Raw genomic sequence first — 19,989 nt, forward strand, 5'->3', positions numbered from 1 at the left:
TTCCCCGTAGGGGTTGAACACGATTGAGTACTCCAAAACGCCCATAAACCGACGAAACGGATAGAGCGTCGCAACGCGCTCCCGGAGGCGCCGTTGGGCGGTCCGTGAAGTTGACATTCTGGCCCGTCCGCCGGCGCCTTCTCGGCCAGGTGCAGCGCCGGCTGCTTCCGCTCGTGCCGGAGCCCCGCCGCCTGCGGGTGGCCCGGCAGCTCGTCCCGCTCGGCCCGCGACGCCGGCTCAAGCCGATCGCCGACGCGCCCACCCTGCGGGTCCGCACGGCCGCCGGGCGGCTCACGGCCCGGCGCCGCCTCGACGCCCACCCCGCAGGCGTACGCCGGGAGAACCTCGACCGCGTGCTCGACGCGCTCACCAGCGCCGGCATCGACTGGTTCCGCATCCCGGTGGCCGAGCTGACCCGCACCGGTGTGGCCGTGGCCGAGACCGACCGCGGACGCGCGATCGGCGTCCTCAAGAGCCTGGACGCCCACCTCGAGGTCCTCGGCCCCCGGGTGTGGCGGCTGAGCTGGCCGGTGACCGATCCGCGGGGCCGCCTGACCCTGGGCCCGGAGTACGGCTGCGAGATCGAGTTCTGGAAGGCCGACGCCGGCAACCTGGTCGGCCCCCGCGGCAACCCGGTGGCCGACGTCGTTCCGGCCGACGAGCCCGAGATCGCCGTGGCCGAGCCGGTGTTCGGTCCGTTCGGCGCGGCCGACCGGAGCACCCGGCGCTACCGCACCCGCGAGGTGTTCACGATGGTCAGCCCGGACCGGGTGGCATTCCCGATCGACGCCGTCTACACCTGGGTCGATGGCGACGATCCGGCCTGGCGGGCCCGCAAGAACCGGGCGCTGCGCGACAACGGCTGGGTCGCGGACTCGAACGAGCAGACGGCCAACCCGTCGCGCTTCGTGTCGCGGGACGAACTGCGGTACTCGTTGCGCTCGCTCCATGCGTACGCACCCTGGGTCCGGCATGTCTTCGTGGTCACCGACGATCAGGTGCCGGCCTGGCTCGACACCACGCGCGGTGACCTGACCGTGGTCACGCACCGCGAGATCTTCGGCGACACCGGGCGGCTGCCGACGTTCAACTCGCAGGCCATCGAGTCGCGGCTGCACCGGATCCCCGGGCTCGGCGAACATTTCCTCTATCTGAACGACGACGTCTTCCTGGGCCGGCCGGTGGCGCCCGAGATGTTCTTCACGCCGGGCGGGCTGACCCGGTTCTTCCCGTCGGGGGCGCTGGTCGGCTCGGCCCCGCGCACCCTGCGGGACACCCCGGCCGACTCGGCCGGCAAGAACAACCGGGACCTGATCCGGAGCGCGTTCGGCCGGGTGCTGACCCGGAAGATGAAGCACACGCCGCACCCGTCGCGGCGCAGCGTGCTGGGCGAGATCGAGACGCGTTTCGCCGACCGGGTGGCGGCGACGGCCGGGCACCAGTTCCGGCATCCCGAGGACATCGCGCTGCTCTCGTCGCTGCAGCAGTACTACGCGTACCTGACCGGGCGGGCCGCGCCGGGCCAGATCCGTTACCTGTACACGGATCTGGCCGATCCGCAGACGCCGTTCCGGCTGGCCCGCCTGCTGCACGACCGGCACCTCGACGCGTTCTGCCTCAACGACACGCTCAGCAGTCCCGAGGCGGTCGCCGAGCAGGCGGCCCTGCTGGCCGATTTCCTGCCGGCGTACCTGCCGTTCCCCTCCCGCTGGGAGCTGGCGACGCCGCGCGCGGGAACCACTTCCTTGCGTACGCCGGTAGTAGCACGCCAAGCCGGCCGGGCCCCGCTGTCGGAGGTCACGCGATGAGCTTCGACGTGGCGATCCTGGGCCTCGGGTACGTCGGGTTGCCGCTGGCCCAGCAGGCCGTGCGCGCGGGCCTGACCGTGGCCGGGTTCGACGTACAGCCCGAAGTGGTCGCGGCCCTGTCCGGCGGCCGGTCCCATGTGGACGATCTGAGCGACGCCGACATCACCGAGATGCTGGCCGGCGGCTTCACGCCGACCGCCGACGAGACGGTAATCGCCACCGCCGCCGCCGCGGTCATCTGCGTGCCGACCCCGCTGGCCGAGGGCGACGGCCCCGACCTGCGGGCGGTCACCGGCGCCGCCGCGGCGATCGGGCGGAACCTGCGTACGGGAATGCTCGTGGTCCTGGAATCGACGACCTATCCCGGCACGACCGACGAGGTGGTGCGGCCGCTGCTCGAGGAATTGTCGGGCCTGGTGGCCGGGTTCGACTTCCACCTGGCGTTCTCGCCCGAACGCATCGACCCCGGCAACGAGCGCTTCGGCCCGCGTAACACCCCCAAGGTGGTGGGCGGATACACGCCGGCCTGCACCGAACGGGCCGCCGGCTTCTACGGCCGTTTCGTCGAGACGGTGGTGCGCACGCGCGGCACCCGCGAGGCGGAGACGGCCAAGCTGCTCGAGAACACGTACCGGCACGTGAACATCGCGCTGGTCAACGAGATGGCCCGGTTCTGCCACGAGCTCGACATCGACCTGTGGGACGTGATCCACGCGGCGTCGACCAAACCGTTCGGCTTCCAGGCGTTCTATCCCGGCCCCGGGGTCGGCGGCCACTGCATCCCGATCGACCCGAACTACCTGTCGCACAACGTCCGCAGCAAGCTGGGCTACCCGTTCCGCTTCGTCGAACTGGCCCAGGAGATCAACGCGACCATGCCGTCGTACGTGGCCCGCCGCGCCCAGAACCTGCTGAACACCGACGGCCAGGCCGTGCACGGCGCCACGATCCTGCTGCTGGGCGTCACCTACAAGCCCGACATCGCCGACCAGCGCGAGTCGCCGGCCACACCCCTGGCCCGCCACCTGCAATCGCTGGGCGCCGACGTCGTCTACCACGACCCGTACGTCACCGACTGGATCGTGCCCCGGGCCGACGACCTGCCCGGCACAGTGACCTCGGCCGACCTGGTGATCCTGGTGCAGAACCACCGGGCGTACGACGCCGACGCGCTGGCCGCGCTGGCCAAGCGCTTCTTCGACACCCGAGGCGCCACAACGGATTCCCGGGCCCACCGACTCTAGGCGGCGGGTACGACCGATCGGGTGATGTCCCCGTGCATCGATCCACGTGACTCTGCCTGGGTGGCTTTCAAAGTGCTCGTGGTGGAGCCGCTGACGGGTCGCCGCGAACGGGTCGCCCTGTGGTTCGGGGTGGCCGCGCTGCTGGTGCTGTTCGGCTGGACGGGTGTGGCGCTGGGGCTGGACTTCGACGAGAGCTACGTCGACGACTTCGACGGGGTGCTGTTCGTCCTGGCCGCCACGCTGGCCTACCGCTGGTACCGCCGGCTCTGGCGGAGCCTGTGGCTGCTCGACGCAGCCGGCACCCTCATCGTGCTCGGCCTGGCTCTGTATCTGGTGCTCGCCTACGACAGCTCCCACAGCGCGGTGCAACTGGCGGTCCTGATCCCCGTCATCGGAGTGCTGCTGGGCCTGACCGCCGTGTGGGCGACCCGCCTGATCACGCGCTAGCCGTCACGGCTGCCTTCCGAGCACTCGGGTCAGGGCGTCGGTCAGCGTACGGGAAGGGTCGTCGGCGAGGCCGGGGCTGCGGAAGCAGACGTAGTTGTCGGGGCGGACCAACACGCAGCCCGTGTCGCCGACCTCGCGCAGCCGGGCCCAGTCGCCGTAGATGTCCTCGTAGTCGGCGCCGGGGCCGATGGTGACCGCGACCACCGGCAGTCCCTCGGCCGCCGTCACCCAGGCCTCGCCGCCGGGACCGGTGAGCAACGTGAAGCGGCCCTGCCCACCGATGTCCAGCGTGGACAGTCGACGCCGCTGCAGGCTGACCCACGCGTGCGGCAGTTTGGCCCCGGGCCAGGTGGTGGCGTGGTGGTAGAGCTCGTCGTCACGCGGGTTGGTGGGCATCGCCGTGCCGTCGGGGATGATCGCGGCCGACTCGTAGCGCTGGTTGAGCTCGACGCCGTGGGTGTTGAACTCGTAGTTCTTGAACTCGATGGCTTCGCGCAACGCCTGCCGTTGCTTCTCGGCGGCCGGCGTGGGCAGCTTGCGCGCGTCGATGTTGGCCTGCAACTGGTCGGGGTCGTCGGTCGAGAGCAGGCCCAGCGCCTCGAAGATGCGGGTGGTCTCGCCGATGCTGCGGTTGGCCCGGTCGACGATCTGCCGGCCGATCGGCGCGCGTTCGGCCGTGTACGAGTCGAGCAGCGCGGGCCCGGCCGTGCCGTCCAGCACGAGCTTGAGCTTCCAGGCCAGGTTGTACGCGTCCTGGATCGAGGTGTTGGAGCCGAGCCCGTTCGACGGCGGGTGCCGGTGCACGGCGTCGCCCATGCAGAACACGCGGCCGCTCTGGTAGTTCTCGGCGTACAGGTGGTTGACCGTCCAGGCCGAGGACGACTTGATGGTGACCGGAACCGTGTCGTCGCCGATCAGGTGGTGGGCGATGCGGCGGGCGTACTCCTCGGTGAGGTCCGGCGGCTCGCCGTTGATGTCGTAGCCCCACACGATCAGCCACTCGTTCCACGGGCGTACGCACCGGACCAGGCCCATGCCGATGCCGCCCACGTCCGAGCCGGTCTGCAGCACCCAGTAGAGCGTGCTCGGCCGGTACGCCGTGTACTGCGTCAGGTCGGCCTCGAACACGATGTTGATGCTGCCGGCCACGCCCATCTGGCCCACCATGGGCAGCCCGATGTCCTCGGCCACCTTGCTGCGCCCGCCGTCGGCGCCGATCAGATACTTCGCGCGGATCGTGTACTCGTCGCCGCGCAGCCGGTCCCGGACCCTCGCCTCGACGAACGAATCGGACTGGGTCAGCGACACATACTCCGTCTCGTACCGGAAGGAGGTTCCCCGCGCGATCGCGGCCGAGGCCAGCACCGGTTCCATCAGGTGCTGCGGCATGTCGCAGATGCTCGACGGCGAGGCCAGCGTGTGGTCGGCCTGCCGCGACGGGTGGGTGTACCAGGTGTGCAGCCGGCCCAGTTCCTCGCCGGCCAGGCTGGAGCAGAACGTCGTGTCACCCATCAGGTGCTGCGGGGTGGCCAGGGCGGCGACCTGGTCCTCGATGCCCGCGTCGCGCAGCACCTCCATCGTGCGCTGGTTGGTGATGTGCGCGCGGGGTGTGTCGGAGAGACGGCCGTATTTGGTGACGACCATGTTCCGTACGCCGTAGGAACTCAGCAACAGGGCCGCGGCCCCACCAGCCGGTCCGCTGCCGACGATCAGCACATCGGTTTCGACATCAGCCATTCGCGGCCCCCAGCCTGAAGGTGAACTCGACGGTGCGGCTGCCGTCAGCCGCCGGTGGGAACTCGACGATCAGGTCGTCCTTGACCCCGAAGACGGCGTCGGAGTCGAGATAGCGTCCGCCGGCCACGAACAGCTGGGTGATCAGCTTGCGGTGACCGGGCGCGCTGATCATGAAGTGCAGGTGCGGCGCCCGGTACGGATGACGCCCGGTCGCCCGCAGCATCTGCCCGACCGGCCCGTCGTCCGGGATCGGGTACTCCGACGGCAGGATCGACCGGAACCACAGCGTGCCGTCCTCGGCCGAGCGCAGCCGGGCCCGCAACACCGGCCCTTCCAGCTCGGGCAGCTGCACGTCGTAGAAACCGTCCTGATTGGACTGCCACACGTCGACCACCGCGTCCGCGATGGGCCGCCCGTCGAGGTCGGTGATCCGGACGTCGGCCCGCAACGGCACACCCGGGAGCCCTTCGGCCAGGTTCGCGCCCGACGGCACGGCCGGTGGCCCCTCGACGTAGAACGGGCCGAGCACGGCCGACGGCGTGGTGTCGGGCGACCGCGAATTGGTCAGCAGGTCGACCGCGCTGGAGATGCCGAGGGTGTCGCTGAGCAGCACGAACTCCTGCCGGGTGGGCGAGCAGAGCCGGCCCGTACGGGTGAGGAAGTCGATCGCGCCCAGCCATTCCGCCTCGGTCAGATCGTTGTCGACGACGAACCCGTGCAACCGCCGGACGAGGTCGCCCAGCAGTTCGGCCGTGCGCGGGTTCGCGGCGCCGGTGAAGCTGGCCACCACCTGCTCGGTGAGCGCGCTCAGATCGGGCCGGTCGTCCAGCGGCGCCGGGCGGTCGCCGCGCCACGCCTCCTCGAGCACCGCCAGCACGCGCGGGTCGGAACCGGCGATCGCGGGCAGGTCGCCCTCGGCCAGTCCCAGTTCGACCAGCGAGCCGGGAGCACCGAGCCGGGTGGCCAGGTCGAAGACCGCGGTCGGAGCGTCGGTGGCGCCGAGCGCGGCCGCGATCCGGCCCATGGCGGCCGGCGAGGAAGCCGCCATCACGTGCGGCAGCAGCACCGCGTGGGTCTCGGAGTGCGGCAACCCGTACGTGCCGCCGAGCACATGGCACAGCTTGTGGTGCAGGCCCATCCCGACCGTGCCCAGGCAGATCCCGGCCAGCCAGGCCCCGAGCAGGGCGTCGGCCCGCGCGTCCGGATCGTCCGGCCGCTCGGCCAGCCGGGGCAGCGCCCGACCGAGCCGGGTGATCGCCTCGAGCGCGAAGTTGTCGGTGGCCGGGTTGGCGCCGGGCGAGTAGAGCGCCTCGACCGCGTGCGCCATGGCGTTGAGCCCGCTGGTCACCGTGAGCCCGACCGGCATCCCGAGGGTGAGCTCCACGTCGTAGATCACGGTCCTCGGGGCCAGGGCCGGGTCGCGCCGTGTCGTCTTCTTCCCGTCGGCCGTCTCGCCCAGGATCGGGGTCATCTCCGAACCCGAGTACGTGGTCGGGACCGCGACCAGCGGCAGGCCGGTGCGCGCGGTCAGCGCCTTGCCCAGCCCCGTGCTCGACCCGCCACCGACCGACACCAGGCAGTCCACGTCGTGCGCGCCGACCAGTTCCAGCGCGCCCTCGGTGACCCCGACCGGCGTGTGCATGGCGACGCCCTCGAAGCGCGCCCCGACCAGCGGTCCGAGCACGTCGGCGGCCCGGTCGGCCCGCCCGCCCAGCAGCAGCACCCGGGTCGCGCCGAGACGGTCCACCTCGTCGCGCAGCCCGCTCAGCGTGCCCGGCCCGAAGACCACCCGCGCCGCGGGCCCGGCGTATACGAAGGACTCCACGGCCCCAGTGTCGGCGCGCGGGCCCGGCAGATCCTGCACAACCGGACTGCACGAATCAGGCGCGGCGCAGGGCTCCGGGCGTGGTGCCGAGGTGGGCCCGCAGCACCCGGGTCAGATGCTCCTGGTGCGAGAAGCCGCACCGCTGGGCGATCTCGGCGATCGGCAGCGCGGTGCGGCGCAGCAGCAGACCGGCCGCGTCGACCCGGCGCTGGATGAGGAACTGGTGCGGCGACATCCCCGTGCGCGCCTTGAACTGGCGGGCGAACTGGCTCACGCTCAGGCCGGTGGCCGCGGCCAGCTCCCGCAGCGGCAGCGCCTCGGCCAGCCGTTGTTCCACCATTTCCCGTACGGCATGGAACTGCCGATCGGTCAGCCCGGCCCGCGCGCCGGTGGTCGCCGGGAGCGCCACCCGCGCCCGCACGCTGTGCCGCCGCCCGAGCTGAGCGGCCAGCGCGTGCCCGAGATGGTCGACGTAGGTGCGGGCGGCCGGCTCCCAGTTCCGCACCGCCTCGTCCAGGTTGAGCAGCAGCTGTTCGACCAGCGGGTCGAGCGTGCCCAGCTCCTCGGCCAGTTCGACCGGGTCGCCGTCGCAGGCCGTGCGCAGCAGCTCGTCGGTCAGGTAGGCGTGCACGGTGTCGAGCGGCCCGCCGAGTTCGACGGTGAGGTCCTTGCCCGCCGGATGCACGAACAGGCCACCCGCCGGGACCGTGCGCGTGCTGGTCAGCCCGAGGTGCCCGCGGCGGACGGTGACCGGGCCGTTGCGGTGCAGGATCACCAGGTGGCTCGGGGCGCCGCCGAAGCTGGCCTGATACGGCTGCTCGCTCTGGGTCGAGACGTAGAGCTGCTCCCAGCCGAGGCCCCGGCTGGTGCGTTCGGGCCGGACCCAGGGCTGCCGGAGGATGCCGTTGGTGTCCTGGACCGTGAGCTCTGTCACCCGACAATGACACCTCAGCCGGCGCGGAAGGTCCAGCGCGAGTTGAGCGCGTAGTTGACCACCGGGATCGCCACCAGGGCGAACGCCTGCACCATCAGATACGGCCCGGCGACCAGGCCCAGGATCGCCGCGTTGAGGGCGAAGGCCACGGCGGTGACGGTCAGGAAGCGCCCGCCCGCCCTCCGGTGGGCCGTCGCGGACCGGAAGACCCAGGTGCGTTGCAGCCCGTACGACACCAGGACGCTGGCCGCGAAACCGGCCGACGACGCCACCACGGGCCGCACGTCGAGCCCGCGGGTCAGCAGCAGGCCGACGCCGACGTGGGTGGCCGCGCTGGCCGCGCCGCTGATCCCGTACCGCAACAGCCGATCAGCGCTCGGCATGATCGGCCCGCACCCGCTGTTCAGCGCTCGGCACGGTCGGCCCGCAACCACTGCTCGGGCAGCGAGGCGACGGCGTCCGACCGTTCCTGCACGAGGTAGCGCGGCCGGCCCCGGACCTCCTCGTGGATGCGGGCCAGGTACTCCCCGATCACCCCGAGACCGAGCAGCAGGAACGTGCCCATCACCAGCAACAGCAGGATCACCGTGGGGAAGCCGGCCACCGAGTCGCCGCCGAGCCAGCGGATCAGCGTCTGCGCGCCCAGCAGCACGGCGAACGCGGCGAAGGCCAGCCCGACCATGGTCACCAGGTGCAGCGGGGCCGAGGTGAACGAGGTCAGCCCGTTGACCGCGAGCCGGAACAGCGAGCCGAACGTCCAGCGCGACCGCCCACCGGCCCGCGGGTCGATGTCGACCTCGATGGTGCTGCGCCGGAAGCCGATCCAGCTGCTGGTGCCCCGGAAGAACGACGAGTGCTCGGGCAGCCGCAGCAACGCCTCCAGGGCCGGGCGGCCGAGCAGCCGGAAGTCGGTCGCGTCGACCAGGTCGACCTTGGTCAGGCCGGTGAAGGCCCGGTTGAACGCGCGCCCGCCGAGCCGCCCGACCAGGCCCTGACCGGCGCGGTTGCGCTTGACCGCCTCGACCACGTGGGCGCCCTCGCGCCAGCGCCGCACCATCTCCGGGATGGCGTCCGGCGGGTGCTGCAGGTCGGAGTCGATGACCACGACGGCGTCGCCCGCGGCGGCCTCCAGCCCGGCCAGCACGGCCGACTCCTTGCCGAAGTTGCGCGACAGTTTGAGACCGCGCACGTGCGGGTCGAGCAGGGCCCGCGCGGCCACCCGGTCCCACGAGTCGTCGGTCGAGCCGTCGTCGACCAGCACGAGCTCGTGGCTCAGACCGGCCGCCGTGAGCACCTCGGTGAGCCGGTCCACGAAGCGGTCCACGCCCGCGCCCTCGTTGAAGATGGGCGCCACCACGGAGATCATCGGGCTCGATACCGTCACGCTCGCCCAACGACTCCGCAGGAACAAAAGTTACATAAGCGCGGGCTTCAGTCAGGTCAGGGGCGGCGGGCGGGGCGGTCGGATGGTTTAGCGGAGGAGTTCCGACAGGGTCGGCGGGTGAGCGCGGTTGACGAAGATGGTGCGTACGGTGCCGTGGTCGCGATACAGCCGGGACAGGCGCTCCGAGAGCACGTCCTCCCACGACCGGTCCGGCCGGTGGTGCTCCCAGGTCTCCCGGTCGGGCAGGTATTCGAGCAGCACCCCGAGGTCGCGCAGCAGGGCGAAGGACGAGCAGTCGGTCAGCACCACCGGCCGGTGCCCGGGCTCGATCTGCACGCGCTGGCGCAGGGTCAGCACGAACTCGCGCAGCGGCTCGAACTCGAGCCCGATCACCACGTAGAGGCAGGCGGGGGCCCGCTGCACGGCTGGGGCCCTTGGTGGCGTACGAAAAAGGGCCGGGAACCACCGCTGCCAGAGCGACCGCCCGTCCCGCAGCCGGTCGCGCTCACGCCGCAGCTTGGCGCTGATCCGGCGCTCGTCGACCAGCTTGGCCTCCATCGACCTCAGCCGTCCGGCCATGGCCCGCAACTCCCAGCGCGCCCGCTGGGCGTCGATCGGCTCCCGCGCCGACAGCACCTGCACCGCGGTCTCGTGCACCTCAGCCTCCGATCCGTTCCCGGCCCGCGGCCAGTCCGCTCAGCCAGGTCGCCGCCCCGGTCGCACCGTTGGCGAACGTCAACTCCTCGCAGCGCCGCCGCAGGGCCTCCCGCACCTCGGGCCGGGTCGCCGCGTCCAGCTCGTCCACGGTCAGCCCGACCCCGGCCGCCCGCGCGTAGCGAGCCCGGACGGCTCCCGGGTCACGCGGGTCGGGTACGAAAACGCTGGGGATCCCGAACCGCAGCTGCTCGTGGAACCCGTGGTAGTCGGCCGGCCCGACCACCAGGTCGAACGCCCGCAGGTGCCGGCCGGCCCGATCCCGCCGGACGACCTGGAACCCACGCTCGGCGACCGGCCCGGCCAGTGCGTCCAGCCGCACCAGGGCCGCCGGCTGGTCGTCCAGCCCCAGCTCGGCCCGGGCCGTCGCCGGGTCGAGCAGGTCGCCCGCGTCGAGCAGGGTGATCGGCTCGGCCCCGTCGGCCAGTTCCCCCGGCACCAGCACGTGATCGAACCCCTCGGTCTCCGCCGGCCCCACGCCGACCCAGAGCACACCGGGCGCCACGGGCCGGTCGCGCCAGTGACCGTCGACCACCACCACCTCGGGCCGGTGCAGGTCGATCAGGTGGACCAAGCGGTCACGCCGCAGCACCCGGGACGGGATGTGCTCGGTGAGGAAGCCGTCCACGGCGCCCGAGGACTGGGTGACGATCACCGGCGCCACGTCGGGCGGCAGCCGGCGGGCGATCGCGGTCAGCCGGATGAGCGCTTCCTCGTCCTCGCCGACCAGCAACATCCGTCGCGTCGGGGTGGCTGTGGCCGGGGCCGAGCCCCGCGGCCGGGCCGGCGCGCTGATCCGGGGCCGGATGCCGAAATTGGCCAGCCAGCGCAGGTGGGCTCGGCCCACCCGCCCCTCGGGGTCGTCGACCGCGACCGTGCGCTGCGCCCGCACGTCGGGCAGGTCCTCCACTATCGGGCGGCGCCCCCGGATCACCAGCAGGCGGGCCTGCACCGGCTGGTCGTCGCGGGCCAGCACGGCCACGCCGTCACGGATCAGTTCACGGACCGACGACCCGAACGGCAGCGGCCGCTTGTCGTCCGGCAGCGGCACGTGCACCAGCACGGTGCTCAGCGCGGCGTCGGCCTGGGCTCGCACCTCGGCCGCCACCTCGGGCCCGGCGAAGCGGAAGTCGGCCAGAATCGCCACATCGTGCACGGCCGTCGCCCCCTTCTGCGCTCTCTGCAGGGGCTAACGATCTTCGACACGCACCGTCACGCTGCGGTCACAGAAACCGCATAACCAACCGGCAACCGAAGGGCAGCGGTCCGGCCACCAAGTCCCCGGCTCAAGCGCCGAACTAGATCGGTGAGCGCACCGGTAGCAACCGGGGCCCGCTTACCGGAAGGCAGTCGATGCGTTCTTCGATCACCAAGCGTCTGGCCCTGATCGCGATGATCCCCGCCACCCTGCTCGTCGTGATCGCGTTCGCCTCGTCCGCCCAGGCCGCCGTGACCGGCTCGGCCCAGCTGCGGAGCGACATCGCGACGCTGACCAACCAGCAGCGCGCCGCCCACGGCTGCAAGGCCGTCGTGGTCAGCCCGGCCCTGACCCGCTCGGCCCAGGGCCACAGCGCCTACCAGGCCCGCACCAACACCCTGAGCCACGCCGGCGCCGGCAACTCGACCTTCGTCACCCGCACCATCGCCGCCGGCTACAACCGCCCGCTGAGCGAGAACGTGGCCTTCGGCTTCACCTCGGCCGCCGCTGTCGTCAACGGCTGGATGGCCAGCCCCGGCCACCGCGCCAACATCCTCAACTGCAAGGCCATCACCGTCGGCGTCGGCGTCGCGTACGCGGCCAACGGCACCCCCTACTTCACGCAGGAGTTCGGTTACTGAGTTCCCGCACCACCCGGCGATACGACAGCAGGGCCTCACCTTCCGGGGTGAGGCCCTCCGTCGTTTCCAGCCAGCGCGCGGCCGAGTCGGGCGCGTCCCGCAGGAAGACCTTGGCCACCGCGCCCAACCGGCCCGTCAGCAGCGGCATGTCCGCCTTGGCAACCGGGCTGCCGACGACGAGCAGACCCACGTCGTGCACGTCGGCCAGCCCCTCCGGCGACACCGGCCCCTCCCGCACCTCGGCCGTCTCGCTCAAGTGATGGGCGGCCAGCGTGGCCCGGGTCCGCTCGACCCGCCGGGCGTCCGGGTCGAGCGAGACGAGCCGCCCGCCGAACTCCTCGATCGCGTACGCCATCCAGACCGTGGAAGCACCGCCGCCGAGCTCCAGCACCACCCGGGGGCGCCGGGTGCGGATCAGATGCAGCACGTCCAGCAGGTCGGCCGCCCCACCCGACGGCGGCATCGGAGCCCGAGGCGTGACCTGCTGAAACAATTGGACGATGGCCTCGACCTGACGGGTCTGGGCGCCCATCCGGTCGGCCACCTCGCCATGCCTGTCCCCCGCGTGCAACACCAGCTCCTCCAGCGCGGCGAGCAGGCGGCGCTGGGTCTGGTCGAGCACCGTGCGGGCGTCGGTCTGCTGCCGCCGCTGGATCCGCTGCAGCCCCGACAGTCGCCGGGCCAGCAGCAACAGCCCCGCGAAGAGAATCGTGAAGAAGACGGCGAGCAGGGTGAGGGCCAGGCCCACGTTCCCGGTGAGCGCGGCCGCCGCGACGGCCACACAGAGCACACCGGCCCCGCTGGCCGAGACGACCTGACGGCGGGTCAGGCTCCGCAACCGGCGCATCAGCACTCCTCCACGAAGGTGACAAACGCCGGACGGGTCAGCCGGTTACGCCCGGGCAGAACGCCACATCGGCCCGTTGGCGGGAGGCGATCTCGAGGGACTCGTCGAAGCGGCGCAGCGAGAACGGGGAATCGGGGTGCAGGCGGACGAAGTCGGCGCGCAGGGCACAGCGGCGGGTGGCGCCGGCCGGGGTCGGGTCGAAGTCGGCCATCTCGACGGCGATGCGGTCGGCCAGGCGGGCAGCGGGGTTGGTCATGGCGATGTCGCGCTGGCGTTTGTTGGCCGCGGCCGACACCGTCGCAGCCATGGCGAAAATAACGACAGCGGCCACGAGAACGGCGGCCACCCGCTTTCGTACGAAGTGGATCAGCGCCACCAGCAGCAGCGCCCCCGCCGTCGTGGTCACCGCGGAATCGCGCCAGCCGTAGCCCCAGCGCCCCGAACTCACCAGCTGCTGCACGTCGGCGTTGAGCGAGCCCATCCCTGCTCCCAGCAGCACCAACGTCCCCGCGGTCAACGCCAGCGCCAGCGCTCCGCGGCGTCCGACCTGCGACAGCCGAGGCAGATCACGGATCGCCCGCCAGGCCGGCCATCCGATCGCCCCCAGCGCTCCCAGAAGCACCAGACCGCCCAGCCACGACCCCCGCGGAGCGGCCGCGTCCCACGCCAGCGGCGGCAGCCAGGCAATGGCCCGTACCGGAAATGCTTCCAAGGTTTCCGGCCCGAACCGCACATCCGAGCCCTTGTAGCAATTGCCGGCCGAGCAGTAGCGCTGGATCACCACCCGCACCGCGAGGAAGACCGGCAGGAAACCGACCCACAGCAGCCCCACCGCCCGGGCCGGCGCCGTTGTGAACAACCGGCCGAATGGCAACTCCAGCACCAGCCGACCCCGGGCCAGCACGGCCACGGTCGCGAGCGGCAGGGCCAGGTACGCAATCTCGTTGAAAGCAGCCAGCGCCGCCCCACCCACCAGCAACAACGGCACCCACCACCACCGCAGCGGCTTGGCCGGATCAACCCGGCACAGCGCCGCCGTCACCCCGAGCACCAGTGCCGCCGAGGCCAGATACAGCCCGCCGAACAGTACGATCGGGCTGGATCCGCCGGCTGCCACGAACCCGGCCGCGACTGCGAACGGCACGACAGCGGCCACAGTGGACGGAGCCCGCCGGAACAGCCGGCCCCGGGCCACGACGCTTTCGGCCAGCAGTACGGCAACAACGCACAACACCACCGCCGACAGGAACGAGACGAGCCGCAACCCGACGTTCACCGGCAGCCCGAGCACCTCGCTCAGCGCGTACGCGGCCGTGTCCAGCGCCTTCTCGAGCATCCGGCCGAACAGGCGGAAGTTGCCGAGCCGCAGGTAACCGGGCAGCGAGTCAACCGTGTGGGGCACGATCCGCAGCGGGTCGTCGCGGAACAGGCCGCCGTGCCAGTACAGGTTGAACCGGTGGTCGCGGCTGGGGGCCAGCGCGACCAGCGGCGCCAGCACCGGCAGGGGCACCAGCACGGCCCGGGTCAGCGCCCGCCGCCACAGCGCCCCGACCGGCGGGCCCTCGACGACGAAGCGCATCCCGGCACGCGGGGCGGCGGGGGCGTCGACCGTCGGAGCGCTCATGCCGAAGCCAACGACCCCACCCTTCGATCAGTGACGAGCAGTCGGGCCAGGGTGGGCGGGTCACGGGGGTCGATCACGACGGCGTGGGCGGCTCGGTGATCGCGGCACAGCTGGGCCACCCGTTCGGCCAGCAGGGTCTCCCAGTCCGAGCCGGGCTCGTGCCGCGACCAGGTGGCCGGATCGGGCAGGTATTCGAGCACGACGCCCGGCACCTGCAGATGGCGCAGCGACGGCTGGTCGGTCACCATCACCGGCAGGTGGTCGGCCTCGACCAGCACCCGCTGGCGCAGGGCCCGGATCAGCCCGTGCGCGCCGGCCCGGGACAACCCGACCGCCACGTAGATCCGGGCCGGCATCTCGGCGGCCCGGATCCGCGAGCGTGGGGCCGGGGGCCGGCGCCAGTGCCGGGCCATGGCCGGGGCGGTCCGCATCGGGTCGCGGGCCAGGTCGACCAGGGTCCGGCCGAGCCGGTAGGAGCGGCTGCGCCGCAGGGCCAGCACGATCTCGCGGTTGCGGTCCCGGTCGCGGACGGCGGCGTCGCGCTCGTCCTCGACGCAGCGCAACCGCCCGGTCAGCGTGGCCACCTCCCAGCGGGCGACCGCCAGGTCAGCCGCGTCCGGTTCATCGCACACTTCCGGCCTCCACTTCGGATCGTAGCTGACAGTGCCCGGCCAGCCAGGCCGCGGCCTCGGCCGCCCCGTTGCCGAACGCCACCTCGGCGCAGCGGCGGCTGAGGGCCTCCCGGGCCGCCGGGTCGGCCAGCCGTTCGAGGGCGGCCGCCGCTTGGTCGTCGTCGGTGGCGCAGATCGCCACCCCGGCCGCGGCGGCGAAGCGGGCCCGGGTCAGTTCGTCGTCGGCGCCGTCGGGGTCGGGCACGAAGACGGTCGGCACGCAGGCGCCGAGCAGTTCGTGGAAGCTCGTGTAGCCGGCCCGCGAAACGGCCAGCCCGACCGCGCCCAGCTGCTCCGGCCCGGCCTCGACCACCGTGAACCCGGGCAGAGTGGCCTCCACCCCGCGGCAGAGCAGGGTCGCCGGGCCGGGGCGGCGGGGACGCGGGGCGGGCAGTTCGGTGATCGGGTCGACAGTGGTCACCCCGGCCCGGGCGGCGGTGGTCCAGCCCTCGTCCCCGGCCGCGGCGAACTCGCCCGGTTCGAGGATGCCGGCGAACAGCGCGCCGCGGGCTGCCCACTGGCCGCCGGTGCCGCGCCGCCACATCGCCGGGCGCAGCCACAACCAGCGGGGATCGGGGTGTTCGGCCACGGCGGCGGCGATGCCGTCGTGGGGCACGCCGCCGACCAGCACGGCCCGCGGGCCGTAGAGCTGTATCAGGTGCCGCAGGCGGTCGCGGACGAAGCCGGTCCAGCGGTCGTCGGCCACGCCCAGTTCGGCCGGGGCGGGCAGGTATTCGGTGAGCAGCCCGGCCGCGTGGGCGTCGGGCAGCCCGGTCGATCCGGCCACGACCACGGCCTCCAGGTCGCCGGGCAGGTGGCGGGCGATAGCCCGGAAGCGGGCGATGTCGTCCCCGACCAGCAGCACGTGCCGCGTCGGCCGGGCCGGCGCGATCCGAGGCGGGGGCACGACTCCGCGCGGGAGGACGCCCAGCGAGGCGAGGCGGTCGAGGTGGGGCCCGCTGTCGGGCCAGTCGGCGCCGGCGAGCACCGCGCCCGGCAGCTGCGAGCGCACCTCGGCGTCGGCCGGGGCCCACACCACGTCCGGCCCGAAGTGCCGCTCGACCCGCGCGCGGACCTCGGCGAAGTCGGCCGGCGCCTCGTCCAGCACCGCGATGGTGTGCGCGGCCCGCACCGGCGGCGCCTCGGCCACGGCCTGGGGGCGGCGGATCAGCAGCACCCGGGCCGCCAGATCGGTGTCGTCGTCGTGGGCCAGCTCGGCCCGGCCGTCGCGCAGGCAGGCGACGATCCGCTGGTCGAAGGGGCGGGCGGGTCGCCGGTCGGGTTCCGGCGCGTGGATCAGCACAGTGGTCAGACCGGCCGTCGCCTGGGCCTCGACCTCGGCGACCAGGCTGGCCGCGCTGCCGCCGGTGTGCCGCAGGTCGGACAGGATGGCGACGTCGTACACGGGTTGGTCAACGAGACTTGCCAACAGGGCGATACGGACAATTCGCCCGAGTCGTTGATCACCTCGGAATTGCTCTCACCGAGGGGGACCATGCGCGACACCGGACCTCACCCGCTCGCCGTCGCGGCCCTGGCGGCCCGGTCTGTCGCGGCCCGGGAGCCGTTGTCCCGCGCGGCCGGCGACCCGTGGGCGGAGGGCGAGCTGGCCCGCGTGATTGCCGTGCAGAACCTGCGCCCGGAGGACTGGTCCGAGGCGTTGACCCTGCTCGACGGTCTGCGCGAGCGGGGCGGGATCACCGGCGTCCACCAAGGACTGCACTGCCAACTGGCGTACGCCACCGGCGACCCCGCCCAGGCCGAGGCGCTGCTGGCCGAGTACCCGGACGTGCCCGCTCCGGTCCGGGCCGCGCTCGCCGTCGACCTCGGCCGGGCCGACCTGGCCACCCTGCTGCCGGCCCCGAAGGTGCAGGTGCCCGACGGGCCGGGCCGGCCGTTCGACCGCCTCACCACGGGCCCGGTGCAACGCCGCGGCCACGACCGCCGGATCACCTCGGTCGTCACCACCTGGCAGCCCGGCCCGGAACTGCTCACCGCGGTGCGGTCGCTGACCCGGCAGACCTGGACCAACCACGAGATCCTGGTCGTCGACGACGGCTCGTCGACCGAGTTCGCGCCCGTGCTGCGGGCCGCGGCCGCCCTCGACCCCCGGGTCCGGGTGATCCGCATGGTCGCCCGGGCCGGCCCGTACGTCGCCCGCAACGCCGGCCTGGACGCGGCCACCGGCGACTTCGTGACCTTCCCCGAGCCCGACGGCTGGTCCCATCCGCTGCGGCTGGAACGCCAGGTGGCGCCCCTGCTGGCCGACGAGCGGCTGTTCTCGACCACGGCGGCCGCGCTGCCGGTCACGCCCGGCCTGGTGGTGACCCGGCCCGGCCTGGACCCGGCGACCCCGCCCGGCCCGGCGTCGCTGATGCTGCGGCGGGCGGTCGCACTGAGCCGGGTCGGTCACTTCGATCCCGTACGGGCCGGAGCCGCCCACGAGTACGCCGAGCGCGCCCAGGCCGTCCTCGGCCCGGCCGCCACGATGCCGGTCAACGGCCTGCCGCTGGCCCTGACCCGGCTCGGCCCGGACGACACCGACGCGCCCCGGGCCTACGTCTCGGCGTTCCGCCGCTGGCACGCCCACGTGCGCGACGGCCGCGAGCCCGCCACCCGCCCGCGGGCCTTCGCCGTGCCCCGCCGGCTCCGGGGCGAGACCGGCGCCCGGGCCTACGACGTGGTGCTGGCCGGCGACTGGACCACGGCCGGCGGCGCCGGGACGGCCGGGATCGGCCAGCTCCGGGCCCTGGCCGCCCGCCGTCAGCGGGCCGCGCTGCTGCACCTGGACGCGCTGCCCCACCTGCGCGAGGGGCCGCGCGACCTCGACCCGGCGGTCCAGGATCTGATCAACACCGGGGAGCTGACCGAGATCGGGCTGGCCGACGACGCCCGGGCCCGGCTCGTGGTGGCCCGTTCGGCCCACGTCCTGCAGTACGCCCCCGACCAGCCCAGCGGTGTCCGGGCCCAGCGGGTGCTGATCGAGGACGCCGTCGTCGTCCCGGCCGCGGCCACCGCGGCCAAGCGGCTGTTCGGCCAGTGGCCGCTCTGGACCCCGGCCGGCCCCGACGGGCGCCGCCAGCTCAGCGCCGAGACCGGGGTGACCGTGGCCGGGCTCGACCTGCCGAGCACGCTCGACGCCGCGCAGTGGCGGCTCGACCGGCGCGGGCCCCGGGCCGACCGGCCGGTGGTGGGCCGGCACTGCCGCGGCGGCCCGGCCGAGTGGCGCCGGCTGCGCGACGAGGTGCCCGAGTCGGCCCGGCTCGACGTCCGGCTGCTCGACGCGGCGGGCAGCGCCGACCGCTCGTTCGGGCGGTTCGGGCCGCCGCGCAGCTGGCTGGTCTACGGGCCGGGCGACGTCAGCCTGCGCTCGTTCCTGGGTCAGATCGACTTCTACTTGCACCTGCCGCCCGACGACGAGCCCGCCGATCCGGGGCCGGACCTGCTCACGGCCCTGGCCGCGGGCTGCGTGGCGGTGCTGCCCTACCGGTACGCGGCCGCGTTCGGCGACGCCGCGGTCTACTGCACGCCCGAGGAGGTGCCGGACACCGTACGGCGGTTGCACGCCAACCGCCGGGCCCTGCGCGACCAGTCGGCCCGTGGCGCCGCGTACGTCCGCCGCCACCACACCCACGCGCTCTACGCGGAACGGGTCTCCCACCTGGCCCATCCGACCATAAACCGGACTGAAGGCAACTCATCGGTGACCAGTTGGCACCTGGCGAATCGTCAACCCGGCCCCGGCGCGACCGATTCGTAAGGGCACAAGCCACACAGAACAGACTCGGAGCGGCCCCCGCCGCTCCGGAAGCGGGACGCTCCATCTCCCCCATCCCGCGTACCGCTGCCCCGTCGTCCCCCGCGACGGGGCAGCGGTGTTCCTACCCCACCGTCGAAGCCGTGGCCTGCGGGTGGGTCAGCGCGGTCCACCGGCCCGGCAGCCTTCGCCGCACGGTGAGCCCGAACCCACCGCCCTGCCGGGGCGCGACCCGGGCCGGCTCGTCGTCGACCACGACCGCCGCGGCCGGGGCCAGGCGGCGGCCCAGCACGTGCAGCGCGGGCGCCAGCGGGTCGGTTGCGGCCGGGGTCAGCGTCCCATCCACCAGCAGCAGGTCGATGTCGCTGAGCCCGTCCAGCGCGTCCACGTCGTACCAGTCGGCGCTGCGGCCGTCGACCGACAGCTCGGCCAGCGGCACGTGCCGCACCTCGACCCCGGACAGCCCGTGCTCGGCCACCTTCGCCCGTACCCGGATGGCCCGGTTCTCGTCGTGCTCCACGGCGACCAGCCGGCCCCCGCTCACCCCGACCGCGTAGCCCAGCCAGACCGTCGACGGCCCGCAGCCCAGCGTCACCGTCAGCCCGGGCCGGCGCTCGCGCGCGAGGTGCACCAGCCCCAGCAGGTCGGTCGGGTGCAGCACGCCCCCGGCCGGCATCGGCGCCCGCGGGGTGACCGCGCGGAACAGCTGGAACATGGCCTCGATCTCGCGGCTCTGCTCGTGCAGCAGCACCTCGGCCCCGCGGGCGGTGAGCCGTTCGGTGCGGGCCAGTGCCTCGGTCAGCTCCAGGTGGCGGTCGCCGGCCGCGAGCCGTTCCTTCTCGACCGCCGCGATCACCCGCCGCTGCAACTGGTCGACCGTGCCCCGCAGCTCGCGGACGGCCTCCTGGTTCGAGCGGTGCAGCCGGGCCATCCGCCGGGACAGGTGGATCACCCCGGCCAGCACGGCCGCCAGCAGCAGCGCGAGCAGGCCGGTGGCCAGCGCGGCCTGCCCCGCCCCGGACGAGACGGCCACGCCCGCGGCCACCAGCAGGCCGATCACCAGGCCGGCCAGCTGACGGCGGGACGCCCCGCGCAGCCGCCGGACGACGGTGCGGGTGGTCCTCAGGAACCTGGTCATGCGCACACCGACCTCAACGC

17 protein-coding genes are annotated in these 19,989 nt (G+C 73.3%); 5 read left to right on the forward strand and 12 right to left on the reverse strand.

What is annotated here, in order from left to right; translation table 11 throughout:
- The first annotated feature begins 104 nt into the window (after nucleotides 1-104).
- Genes M1L60_RS15145 through M1L60_RS15155 form a run of 3 tightly spaced genes read left to right on the forward strand, consistent with a single transcriptional unit; the run spans nucleotide 105 to nucleotide 3,499 of the window.
- Nucleotides 105-1,808: a stealth family protein gene (locus tag M1L60_RS15145; RefSeq protein ID WP_253238053.1), complete on the forward strand. Its 1,704-nt coding sequence runs from the start codon at nucleotides 105-107 to the stop codon at nucleotides 1,806-1,808.
- Nucleotides 1,805-3,052, forward strand: coding sequence for a nucleotide sugar dehydrogenase (locus M1L60_RS15150; RefSeq protein WP_253238054.1), 1,248 nt, complete (start codon nucleotides 1,805-1,807; stop codon nucleotides 3,050-3,052). The genes M1L60_RS15145 and M1L60_RS15150 overlap by 4 nt, the downstream gene beginning before the upstream one ends.
- A 60-nt stretch (nucleotides 3,053-3,112) precedes the next feature.
- The gene (locus M1L60_RS15155) at nucleotides 3,113-3,499 is read left to right on the forward strand and encodes a hypothetical protein (RefSeq protein WP_253238055.1); all 387 of its coding nucleotides are present in this window, start codon (nucleotides 3,113-3,115) and stop codon (nucleotides 3,497-3,499) included.
- Nucleotides 3,500-3,502: 3 nt separating this feature from the next.
- Here M1L60_RS15155 and M1L60_RS15160 read toward each other — a convergent pair whose 3' ends face one another.
- The 7 genes from M1L60_RS15160 to M1L60_RS15190 all read right to left on the reverse strand — a co-directional run bounded on the left by M1L60_RS15160 (nucleotide 3,503) and on the right by M1L60_RS15190 (nucleotide 11,249).
- Entirely contained in the window at nucleotides 3,503-5,236 is a 1,734-nt protein-coding gene (locus M1L60_RS15160; RefSeq protein WP_253238056.1) for an FAD-dependent oxidoreductase, read from the reverse strand.
- On the reverse strand, nucleotides 5,229-7,061 hold the full coding sequence (locus M1L60_RS15165) for a maleylacetate reductase and hydroxyquinol 1,2-dioxygenase domain-containing protein (protein ID WP_253238057.1): 1,833 nt from the start codon (nucleotides 7,059-7,061) through the stop codon (nucleotides 5,229-5,231). Before M1L60_RS15165 ends, M1L60_RS15160 begins: the two co-directional genes overlap by 8 nt.
- A gap of 55 nt (nucleotides 7,062-7,116) precedes the next feature.
- Nucleotides 7,117-7,995, reverse strand: coding sequence for a helix-turn-helix domain-containing protein (locus M1L60_RS47825; protein WP_253238058.1), 879 nt, complete (start codon nucleotides 7,993-7,995; stop codon nucleotides 7,117-7,119).
- 14 nt (nucleotides 7,996-8,009) lie between these two features.
- The gene (locus M1L60_RS15175; RefSeq protein WP_253238059.1) at nucleotides 8,010-8,378 is read right to left on the reverse strand and encodes a GtrA family protein; all 369 of its coding nucleotides are present in this window, start codon (nucleotides 8,376-8,378) and stop codon (nucleotides 8,010-8,012) included.
- A gap of 20 nt (nucleotides 8,379-8,398) precedes the next feature.
- The gene (locus M1L60_RS15180) at nucleotides 8,399-9,361 is read right to left on the reverse strand and encodes a glycosyltransferase family 2 protein (RefSeq protein WP_253238060.1); all 963 of its coding nucleotides are present in this window, start codon (nucleotides 9,359-9,361) and stop codon (nucleotides 8,399-8,401) included.
- Nucleotides 9,362-9,466: 105 nt separating this feature from the next.
- A complete protein-coding gene (locus M1L60_RS15185) occupies nucleotides 9,467-10,036 on the reverse strand; it encodes a hypothetical protein (protein WP_253238061.1) in 570 nt (189 codons plus the stop codon).
- Between the two features lies 1 nt (nucleotide 10,037).
- Complete coding sequence (locus tag M1L60_RS15190; protein ID WP_253238062.1) at nucleotides 10,038-11,249, reverse strand: hypothetical protein; 1,212 nt, start codon at nucleotides 11,247-11,249, stop codon at nucleotides 10,038-10,040.
- A gap of 197 nt (nucleotides 11,250-11,446) precedes the next feature.
- On the opposite strand from M1L60_RS15190, the gene M1L60_RS15195 reads away from it, so the two are divergent.
- Nucleotides 11,447-11,932, forward strand: coding sequence for a CAP domain-containing protein (locus M1L60_RS15195; RefSeq protein WP_253238063.1), 486 nt, complete (start codon nucleotides 11,447-11,449; stop codon nucleotides 11,930-11,932).
- On the opposite strand, the gene M1L60_RS15200 is transcribed toward M1L60_RS15195, so the two are convergent.
- The 4 genes from M1L60_RS15200 to M1L60_RS15215 are packed head-to-tail and all read right to left on the reverse strand — an operon-like array spanning nucleotide 11,910 to nucleotide 16,503.
- Nucleotides 11,910-12,779, reverse strand: coding sequence for an O-methyltransferase (locus M1L60_RS15200; RefSeq protein ID WP_253238064.1), 870 nt, complete (start codon nucleotides 12,777-12,779; stop codon nucleotides 11,910-11,912). The two genes, M1L60_RS15195 and M1L60_RS15200, sit on opposite strands and share 23 nt — an antisense overlap.
- Nucleotides 12,780-12,816: 37 nt before the next feature.
- Complete coding sequence (locus tag M1L60_RS15205) at nucleotides 12,817-14,403, reverse strand: hypothetical protein (RefSeq protein ID WP_253238065.1); 1,587 nt, start codon at nucleotides 14,401-14,403, stop codon at nucleotides 12,817-12,819.
- The gene (locus M1L60_RS15210; protein WP_253238066.1) at nucleotides 14,400-15,035 is read right to left on the reverse strand and encodes a hypothetical protein; all 636 of its coding nucleotides are present in this window, start codon (nucleotides 15,033-15,035) and stop codon (nucleotides 14,400-14,402) included. The genes M1L60_RS15205 and M1L60_RS15210 overlap by 4 nt, the downstream gene beginning before the upstream one ends.
- Nucleotides 15,025-16,503: a glycosyltransferase gene (locus M1L60_RS15215; protein WP_253238067.1), complete on the reverse strand. Its 1,479-nt coding sequence runs from the start codon at nucleotides 16,501-16,503 to the stop codon at nucleotides 15,025-15,027. The genes M1L60_RS15210 and M1L60_RS15215 overlap by 11 nt, the downstream gene beginning before the upstream one ends.
- A 66-nt stretch (nucleotides 16,504-16,569) precedes the next feature.
- On the opposite strand from M1L60_RS15215, the gene M1L60_RS15220 reads away from it, so the two are divergent.
- Nucleotides 16,570-18,834: a glycosyltransferase family 2 protein gene (locus M1L60_RS15220; protein ID WP_253238068.1), complete on the forward strand. Its 2,265-nt coding sequence runs from the start codon at nucleotides 16,570-16,572 to the stop codon at nucleotides 18,832-18,834.
- Between the two features lie 121 nt (nucleotides 18,835-18,955).
- On the opposite strand, the gene M1L60_RS15225 is transcribed toward M1L60_RS15220, so the two are convergent.
- Nucleotides 18,956-19,969, reverse strand: a complete 1,014-nt coding sequence (locus M1L60_RS15225) for a class I SAM-dependent methyltransferase (protein WP_253238069.1) — start codon at nucleotides 19,967-19,969, stop codon at nucleotides 18,956-18,958.
- Between the last annotated feature and the right edge of the window lie 20 nt (nucleotides 19,970-19,989).

It is taken from the genome of Paractinoplanes aksuensis (assembly GCF_024137025.1).
Classification (GTDB): domain Bacteria; phylum Actinomycetota; class Actinomycetes; order Mycobacteriales; family Micromonosporaceae; genus Actinoplanes; species Actinoplanes aksuensis.

What these genes read in the sequence shown, in the direction of transcription:
- M1L60_RS15150 (WP_253238054.1), top strand. Translation starts at nt 1,805, where the DNA reads ATGAGCTTCGACGTGGCGATCCTGGGCCTCGGGTACGTCGGGTTGCCG.
- M1L60_RS15160 (WP_253238056.1), bottom strand. Translation starts at nt 5,236, where the DNA reads ATGGCTGATGTCGAAACCGATGTGCTGATCGTCGGCAGCGGACCGGCT.
- M1L60_RS15225 (WP_253238069.1), bottom strand. Translation starts at nt 19,969, where the DNA reads ATGACCAGGTTCCTGAGGACCACCCGCACCGTCGTCCGGCGGCTGCGC.
- M1L60_RS15195 (WP_253238063.1), top strand. Translation starts at nt 11,447, where the DNA reads ATGCGTTCTTCGATCACCAAGCGTCTGGCCCTGATCGCGATGATCCCC.
- M1L60_RS15180 (WP_253238060.1), bottom strand. Translation starts at nt 9,361, where the DNA reads ATGATCTCCGTGGTGGCGCCCATCTTCAACGAGGGCGCGGGCGTGGAC.
- M1L60_RS15205 (WP_253238065.1), bottom strand. Translation starts at nt 14,403, where the DNA reads ATGAGCGCTCCGACGGTCGACGCCCCCGCCGCCCCGCGTGCCGGGATG.
- M1L60_RS15200 (WP_253238064.1), bottom strand. Translation starts at nt 12,779, where the DNA reads ATGCGCCGGTTGCGGAGCCTGACCCGCCGTCAGGTCGTCTCGGCCAGC.
- M1L60_RS15220 (WP_253238068.1), top strand. Translation starts at nt 16,570, where the DNA reads ATGCGCGACACCGGACCTCACCCGCTCGCCGTCGCGGCCCTGGCGGCC.
- M1L60_RS15175 (WP_253238059.1), bottom strand. Translation starts at nt 8,378, where the DNA reads ATGCCGAGCGCTGATCGGCTGTTGCGGTACGGGATCAGCGGCGCGGCC.